General features: G+C 69.8%; 7 protein-coding genes. 6 read left to right on the forward strand and 1 reads right to left on the reverse strand.

All coding sequences use genetic code 11. The annotated features are described in order from the left end of the window. Window positions 1-1,315 (reverse strand): sodium:proton antiporter (locus A9X05_RS04890; protein ID WP_067779636.1); only part of this gene is annotated, 1,315 nt, incomplete at its 3' end. Between the two features lie 35 nt (window positions 1,316-1,350). Between A9X05_RS04890 and thrS the strand changes: the two genes are divergently transcribed. The 6 genes from thrS to A9X05_RS04920 are packed head-to-tail and all read left to right on the forward strand — an operon-like array spanning window position 1,351 to window position 7,701. After that, window positions 1,351-3,405 (forward strand): threonine--tRNA ligase, encoded by a 2,055-nt coding sequence (gene thrS, locus A9X05_RS04895; RefSeq protein ID WP_067751729.1) that lies wholly within the window; start codon window positions 1,351-1,353, stop codon window positions 3,403-3,405. Then, entirely contained in the window at window positions 3,398-3,973 is a 576-nt protein-coding gene (locus A9X05_RS04900) for an HIT domain-containing protein (protein WP_067751732.1), read from the forward strand. The genes thrS and A9X05_RS04900 overlap by 8 nt, the downstream gene beginning before the upstream one ends. Then, window positions 3,970-4,602 carry a phosphatidylinositol phosphate synthase gene (gene pgsA, locus A9X05_RS04905; RefSeq protein WP_067751736.1) on the forward strand — a complete coding sequence of 211 codons (633 nt, stop codon included), beginning with the start codon at window positions 3,970-3,972 and terminating at the stop codon, window positions 4,600-4,602. Before A9X05_RS04900 ends, pgsA begins: the two co-directional genes overlap by 4 nt. An 8-nt stretch (window positions 4,603-4,610) precedes the next feature. Further along, window positions 4,611-5,540, forward strand: a complete 930-nt coding sequence (locus A9X05_RS04910; protein ID WP_067751792.1) for a phosphatidylinositol mannoside acyltransferase — start codon at window positions 4,611-4,613, stop codon at window positions 5,538-5,540. Then, on the forward strand, window positions 5,540-6,664 hold the full coding sequence (locus A9X05_RS04915; protein ID WP_067751739.1) for a glycosyltransferase family 4 protein: 1,125 nt from the start codon (window positions 5,540-5,542) through the stop codon (window positions 6,662-6,664). The genes A9X05_RS04910 and A9X05_RS04915 overlap by 1 nt, the downstream gene beginning before the upstream one ends. Further along, the gene (locus A9X05_RS04920; protein ID WP_067779633.1) at window positions 6,664-7,701 is read left to right on the forward strand and encodes an NUDIX domain-containing protein; all 1,038 of its coding nucleotides are present in this window, start codon (window positions 6,664-6,666) and stop codon (window positions 7,699-7,701) included. The genes A9X05_RS04915 and A9X05_RS04920 overlap by 1 nt, the downstream gene beginning before the upstream one ends. The last annotated feature ends 130 nt before the right edge of the window (window positions 7,702-7,831 follow it).

A 7,831-nucleotide genomic window follows, 5' to 3' on the forward strand; every position in this document is an offset into this window, starting at 1 on the left:
ACAGATCCCGGACGGGAAACCGTGCGCCGCTGTCGGTGGCGAAGGGCACGGCGAAGATCGCGGCGAGGCTGACGACGCCTCGGGTGCCGGCCCAGCTCAGTACGAAAATCTCACGGCCACTGAGTCTCTCGGCGTTGCGGTCGCGCCGGGGAGGGGCTTGGGCCGGCTCGTCATGGTCGTCGTCATCGTCGGCGGTCCCCGTGACGTTCCCGAGCCTGGTGTGCAGTGACCGGGGCAGTGACTGCGTGAGCATCAGCCACAGCGGCCGCACCAGCAGCACCGCCGCGGTGGTCACGGTGGTCGCCACGACGATGGTCGACACCGGGTAGCCGCGCAGGCCGTCGAGGATGGCCGGGAACTGCTGACCGATCAGCAGGAAAACGAGGCCCTCGAGGAGGAAGTTGGCCAACCGCCACACGGCCCGGGTCTGCAACCGGCTCGCCCCGGACTCCGACCGCGGCGAGTCGTGCCCGACGACCAACCCGCACACCACAACCGCCAGCACACCCGACGCGTGCACCTTCTCGGCCGCCAGATAGGCCAGGAACGGTGTGGCCAGCGAGATCGCGTTGGCCGTCATCACATCGTGCGGCACCCGCCGCAACAGGCGGCGGCACCAAGCGAACACCAGCCCGATCGCCAGGCCTCCCACGGCGGCCAGGGCGAACTCCCGGATCGCGAACGGGAACGAGAAGTCCGCACCCCTGGCCACGGTGATGGCCACCGACAAGGTGGTGAGGGCCGTCGCGTCGTTGAGCAGCCCCTCACCTTCGATGAGGGTGACGATGTTGAGCGGCAGGCCGACCTTGCGGGCGACCGCGAGCGCGGCCACGGGGTCGGTGGGTGCCACCGCCGCGCCCAGCACCGCACCCGCCGCGAGCGTCGCACCGGTGACCAGCAGGGCGAAGGCGGCGCCGACCGATGCCGCGGTCAGCAGAACGAGGATGACCGACAGGCTGATGACCGTGCGCAAGTTGCGGCGTATCCCGACCAGCGACGACTCCAGCGCCGCGTTGTAGAGCAAAGGCGGCAATATGCAGGTCATCACGATGTCGGGCCGCAGGCCGACATTCGGCCCGGGCAGCAACCCGTAACCGATGCCGACGAGGGTGAGCAGGCCCGCGCTGGGGAGTCCGGTGCGGTCGCTGACCCAGTTCATCACCACGATGGCGCCGACGGCGGCGAGCAGCAATGCCAAAGCCGTCTGCGCCCCCACGGTCCCATTCTGCCGACAATTTGCTGCGGGCGTCGTCGCCGCGCGACGTTGCCGCACTGCTCGACGGCCCTGCTTGGCCGCGGGGCGCCCCGATAGCATGGTCGTCGACCCACCGACCTAGGAGAACCCACGCGATGAGCGCCCCCGCAAACCCGTCCCCAGCAGCCCCGATCCGGGTGCCCGCCGGGACCACCGCCGCGGCCGCGGTGCGGGAGGCGGGGCTGCCGGGCCGCGGGGCGCCCGACGCGATCGTCGTGGTCCGCGACGCGGACGGAAAGCTGCGCGACCTGAGCTGGGTGCCCGACTCCGATACCGAGGTGGTGCCGGTGGCGGCCGACACCGACGAGGGGCGCAGCGTCATCCGGCATTCGGCCGCGCACGTGCTCGCCCAGGCGGTTCAGGGCATGTTCCCGCACGCGAAGCTCGGAATCGGGCCGCCCATCACCGACGGCTTCTACTACGACTTCGACGTGGCCGAGCCGTTCACGCCGGAGGATCTGGCGGCGCTGGAAAAGCGGATGCGCCAGATCGTCAAGGAGGGGCAGCTGTTCGAGCGGCGCGTCTACGAGTCCAAGGACCAGGCACGCTCCGAGTTGGCCAACGAGCCCTACAAGCTGGAACTGGTCGACGACAAGTCCGGCGATCCCGACATCATGGAGGTCGGCGGCGACGAGCTCACCGCCTATGACAACCTCAATCCCCGCAGCCGGGAACGGGTTTGGGGCGACCTGTGCCGGGGGCCGCACATCCCGACCACCAAGCACATCCCGGCGTTCAAGCTGACCCGCAGCTCCGCCGCGTATTGGCGCGGGGACCAGAAGAACGCGAGCCTGCAGCGCATCTACGGCACCGCGTGGGAGTCGCAGGAGGCGCTGGACCGCCACCTCGAGCTGCTCGCCGAAGCCCAGCGGCGCGACCACCGCAAGCTGGGGACCGAGCTGGATCTGTTCAGCTTCCCCGACGAAATCGGTTCGGGGCTGGCGGTTTTCCACCCCAAAGGCGGGGTGGTGCGCAGGGAGCTGGAGGAGTACTCGCGACGCAAGCACATCGAGGCCGGGTACGAATTCGTCAACACCCCGCACATCACCAAGGCGCAGCTGTTCCACACCTCGGGCCACCTGGACTGGTACGCCGACGGGATGTTCCCGCCCATGCACCTCGACGCCGAATTGAACGACGACGGAACGGTGCGCAAGCCCGGGCAGGACTACTACCTCAAGCCGATGAACTGCCCCATGCACACGCTGATCTTCCGGTCCCGGGGCCGGTCGTATCGCGAACTGCCGTTGCGGCTCTTCGAGTTCGGCACCGTCTACCGCTATGAGAAGTCCGGCGTGGTGCACGGGCTGACCCGGGCGCGCGGATTCACCATGGACGACTCGCACATCTTCTGCACGCGCGACCAGTTGCACGGTGAACTGGCGTCGCTGCTGCGGTTCGTGCTCGAGCTGCTCGGCGACTACGGCCTGGAGGACTTCTATCTGGAACTGTCCACCAAGGACCCGGAGAAGTTCGTCGGCTCCGACGAGATGTGGGAGCAGGCCACCAACTCACTGGCGGAGGTGGCGGCCGAGTCGGGCCTGGAACTGGTTCCCGACCCGGGCGGCGCGGCGTTCTACGGCCCGAAGATTTCCGTGCAGGCCCGCGACGCGCTGGGCCGCAGCTGGCAGATGTCGACCATCCAGGTGGATTTCAACTTCCCGGAGCGCTTCGAGCTGGAGTACACGGCCCCGGACGGGACCCGTCAGCGGCCGGTGATGATCCACCGCGCCCTGTTCGGGTCGATCGAGCGGTTCTTCGGCATCCTCACCGAGCACTACGCGGGGGCGTTCCCGGCGTGGCTCGCGCCGGTTCAGGTGGTCGGGATTCCCGTCGCAGACGAACACGTGGCCTACCTGGAAAGCATTGCGGCGCAGCTGAAGTCGCACGGCGTGCGGGTGGAGGTTGACAGCAGCGACGACCGGATGGCCAAGAAGATCGTGCACCACACGGGCCAGAAGGTGCCGTTCATGTTGCTGGCGGGTGACCGCGACGTCCAGGCGAAGGCGGTGAGCTTCCGCTTCGGCGACCGCACGCAGATCAACGGTGTGCCCCGCGAGAGTGCCGTCGACGCCATCGTGGCCTGGATCGCCGAACGCGAGAATGCCGCCCCCACAGCCGAACTGGTGAAGGTGACCGGCGGTGAGTGAGCCCAAGGAACGCGCCGAGGACACCATCCTGGACACCGGCGTCGGCGAGAGTGACCACCTGCAGCGGCTGTGGACGCCCTACCGGATGACCTATCTGGCCGAAGCGCCGATGAAGCGCGACCCCGACTCTTCGGGCAAGACCGAGCAGCCGTTCACCGACATCCCGCAACTCTCCGACGAGGAAGGCCTGGTGGTCGCGCGCGGTGAACTCGTCTACGCGGTCCTCAACCTCTATCCGTACAACCCGGGGCACCTGATGGTGGTGCCGTATCGACGGGTGTCCGAGCTCGAGGACCTCACCGACGAGGAGAGCGCGGAGTTGATGGCCTTCATGCAGAAGGCCATTCGCGTGATCAAGAACGTGTCGCGGCCGCACGGCTTCAACGTCGGCCTCAACCTCGGCACGTCGGCGGGTGGGTCGCTGGCCGAGCACCTGCATGTGCACGTCGTGCCGCGTTGGGGCGGCGACGCGAACTTCATCACCATCATCGGCGGCTCGAAGGTGATCCCTCAGCTGCTGCGCGAAACCCGCCGGCTGCTGGCCGCGGAGTGGGCTAACCAGTCATGAGCAAGGTGCCGTTCCTCTCGCGGGCGGCGTTCGCGCGGCTCACCACGCCGACCGCCAAAGCGTGCCTGCGGATGGGATTGACCCCGGACGTGGTGACGGTGCTGGGCACCGCGGGGTCCGTGGCCGGGGCGCTCGCGCTGTTCCCGATGGGCAAGTTGTTCGCCGGTGCCTGCGTGGTGTGGTTCTTCGTGCTGTTCGACATGCTCGACGGCGCCATGGCCCGCGAGCGCGGTGGCGGCACCCGGTTCGGCGCCGTGCTGGACGCCACCTGCGACCGCGTCAGCGACGGCGCGGTGTTCTGCGGCCTGCTGTGGTGGGTGGCCTTCGGCATGCACGACAAGCCGCTCGCGGTGGCGACCATGATCTGCCTGGTCACCTCGCAGGTCATCTCGTACATCAAGGCGCGGGCCGAGGCCAGCGGGTTGCGCGGAGACGGCGGCATCATCGAACGCCCGGAACGGTTGATCATCGTCCTGGTCGGCGCCGGCGTGGCGGACTTCCCGTTCGTGGCCTGGCCGCCCGCCCTGCCGGTGGCCATGTGGCTGCTGGCGGTGGCGAGCGTGGTGACCTGCGTGCAGCGGCTGCGCACGGTGTGGACCTCGCCCGGAGCGACGGAGCGCATGCCGTGATCCCGGGGATGGGTTTGATCACCGCGCCGCGGCGGCTGGTGTCCGGCACCGCGAGCGATTGGACGTACGCGGCCGGCTGGATGGCCGTGCGGGCGATGCCGGAATTCGCGGCGCGCTCCGTGTTCGAGACCGGGGCGCGTTACGCGGCGCGCCGTGGCGGCCCGGCGCAGCTGCGCAAGAACCTGGCCCGCGTCACCGGCGTCGCGCCGGCAGAGGTGCCCGACGACCTGATGCGGGCGTCGCTGGCCTCCTACGCCCGCTACTGGAGGGAGGCGTTTCGCCTGCCGTCGATGGACCTGCGCGCCCTGTCCGGCGAACTCGATGCCGCGTTCCGGGGGGCCGGCAACCTGGACGCGGCGCTGGCGGCGGGCCGCGGCGCGATCTGCGCGTTGCCGCACAGCGGGAACTGGGACATGGCCGGGGTGTGGTTCACCCAGACCCGCGGCACCTTCATCACCGTCGCGGAGAGACTGGAACCGGAGTCGTTGTACCGGCGTTTCCTCCGCTATCGCGAGAGCCTCGGCTTCGAGGTGCTGCCGCTGTCCGGAGGCGAGCGGCCGCCGTTCGATGTACTGTGCGATCGGCTGCGAGAGAACCAACTGGTCTGCCTGATGGCCGATCGCGACCTCACCCGCACCGGTGTGCAGGTCGACTTCTTCGGCGAGGCCACCCGGATGCCGGCCGGACCGGCGAAGCTGGCGGTCGCGACCGGGGCGGCCTTGCTTCCGGTGCACTGCTGGTTCGACGGCGACGGGTGGGGGTTTCACGTGTTCCCGCCACTGGACTGCAGCAGCGGCGACGTCGGCGCCATCACCCAGGCGCTGGCCGACCGTTTCGCAGCGAACATCGCCGCGCACCCCGAGGACTGGCACATGCTGCAACCGCAGTGGCTGGCCGACCTGTCCGAAGCCAAGCAGGCGCGGCTCAGGGAGACCTGATGCGCATCGGGATGGTCTGCCCCTACTCGTTCGACGTCCCGGGCGGGGTCCAGTCGCACGTCTTGCAGCTGGCGGAGGTGATGCGTCAGCGCGGGCAACAGGTGAGCGTCCTCGCGCCGGCCTCGCCGCACGCGGCCCTGCCCGACTACGTCGTCTCCGCCGGCAAGGCCGTCCCGATTCCCTACAACGGGTCGGTGGCCCGGCTGCGGTTCGGCCCGGCAACCCATCGCAAGGTCAAAAAATGGCTCGCCGAAGGCGATTTCGACGTGCTGCACCTGCACGAGCCCAACGCGCCGAGCCTGTCGATGCTGGCCCTGAACATCGCCGAGGGGCCGATCGTCGCGACGTTCCACACCTCGACCACCAAATCGCTGACCCTGACGGTCTTTCAGGGCATCCTGCGACCGATGCACGAAAAGATCGTCGGCCGGATCGCGGTGTCGGACTTGGCCCGTCGCTGGCAGATGGAGGCGCTGGGCACCGACGCGGTCGAGATCCCCAACGGCGTCGACGTCGACTCCTTCGCCTCGGCGCGTCCGCTGGACGGCTACCCGCGGCCGGGCAAGACGGTGCTGTTCCTGGGGCGCTACGACGAGTCCCGCAAGGGCATGTCGGTCCTGCTCGACGCGCTGCCCGGCGTGGTGCAGCACTTTCCGGACGTCCAGCTGCTCATCGTCGGCCGCGGCGACGAGGCCGAATTGCGCGGGCAGGCGGGCGAATTGGTGAAACACATAAGGTTTCTCGGCCAGGTCGACGACGCCGGGAAGGCGTCGGCGATGCGCAGCGCCGATGTGTACTGCGCGCCCCACGTGGGGGGTGAGAGCTTCGGCATCGTCCTGGTCGAGGCCATGGCCGCGGGCACCGCGGTGGTGGCCAGCGACCTGGACGCCTTCCGCCGGGTGCTGCGCGACGGCGAAGTCGGGTGCCTGGTGCCGGTCGGCGACGGCGCTGCGCTGGCGGACGCCCTCATCTCGGTGCTAGAAAACGATGTGCTGCGCGAACGCTATGTGGCGGCCGGTTCGGCCGCCGTAAAGCGCTACGACTGGTCGGTGGTGGCCAGCCAGATCATGCGCGTCTACGAGACGGTCGCGGCGACCGGCGCCAAAGTTCAGGTGGCGAGCTGATGACGTGGCTCGCCGTCGCCGTCGCGGTATTGGTCGGGCTGCTGGCGGTCCTGGGCGCCTGGGCCTACCAGACGGCCAACCGCCTGGACCGGTTGCACGTCCGCTACGACCTGTCATGGCAGGCGCTCGACGGGGCTCTGGCGCGCCGCGCGGTCGTGGCCCGTGCGGTCGCCATCGACGCCTACGGCGGTGCCTCGGAGGGCAGGCGGTTGGCCGCGCTGGCCGACGCCGCCGAGGCCGCGCCGCGGCAGGAGCGCGAGTCGCGCGAGAACGAGCTCTCGGCCGCGCTGGCGATCGTCGACCCGGCCTCGCTGCCGGCCGGGCTGATCGCCGAGTTGGCCGATGCCGAGGCCCGGGTGCTACTGGCCCGCCGCTTCCACAACGACGCGGTCCGGGACACCCTTGCCCTGCGCGAGCGATTCCTGGTGCGGACCCTTCGTCTCGGCGGGACAGCCGCGCTGCCAAGCTATTTCGAGATCGTCGAGCGTCCCCACGCGCTGGCCCACGGCGACGTCGGCTCCTTCAACGGGGTGGTCAGCCACCGCACGTCGGCGCGCGTGGTGCTGCTCGACGAGACGGGTGCGGTGCTGCTGCTGCGCGGCTCCGATCCGGCGATCGGCCGCGGCAGCGCGCCGAAGTGGTGGATCACCGTCGGCGGGGAGGTGCAGCGGGGTGAGCGGTTGGCCGAGGCGGCCGCCCGCGAGCTGGCCGAAGAGACCGGACTCAGGGCCGCACCGGGAGAGCTGGTGGGCCCGGTCTGGCGGCGCGACGAGGTCTTCGAGTTCAACGGCTCGCTGATCGACAGCGAAGAGTTCTACTTCGTCTACCGCACCCAACGGTTCGAACCGTCCGGTGCGGGCCGAACCGACTTGGAACGCAGCTACATTCACGGCCACCGCTGGTGCGACGCGGCTGACATCGCCCGGCTGGCCGCCGCCGGGGAGACGGTGTATCCGAGGCAGCTGGGCGAGCTGCTCGTCGACGCGGCCGCGCTGGCCGGCGGCCGGGCGCCGGGCCCGCTGGTGTCGATTCGCTGACCCGGCTAGAAGCCGCTCGCCAAGCCGTTGGAGGCCAGCGGGGGGAACCCCAGCACCAGCGGGCTGGCGATTCCGGACGTGACGCCCTGGCCGACGGATCCGGCGATGCTCACCGGGCCGGGCAGAATCC

It is taken from the genome of Mycobacterium sp. E3298 (assembly GCF_001666895.1).
Taxonomy (GTDB): Bacteria; Actinomycetota; Actinomycetes; order Mycobacteriales; family Mycobacteriaceae; genus Mycobacterium.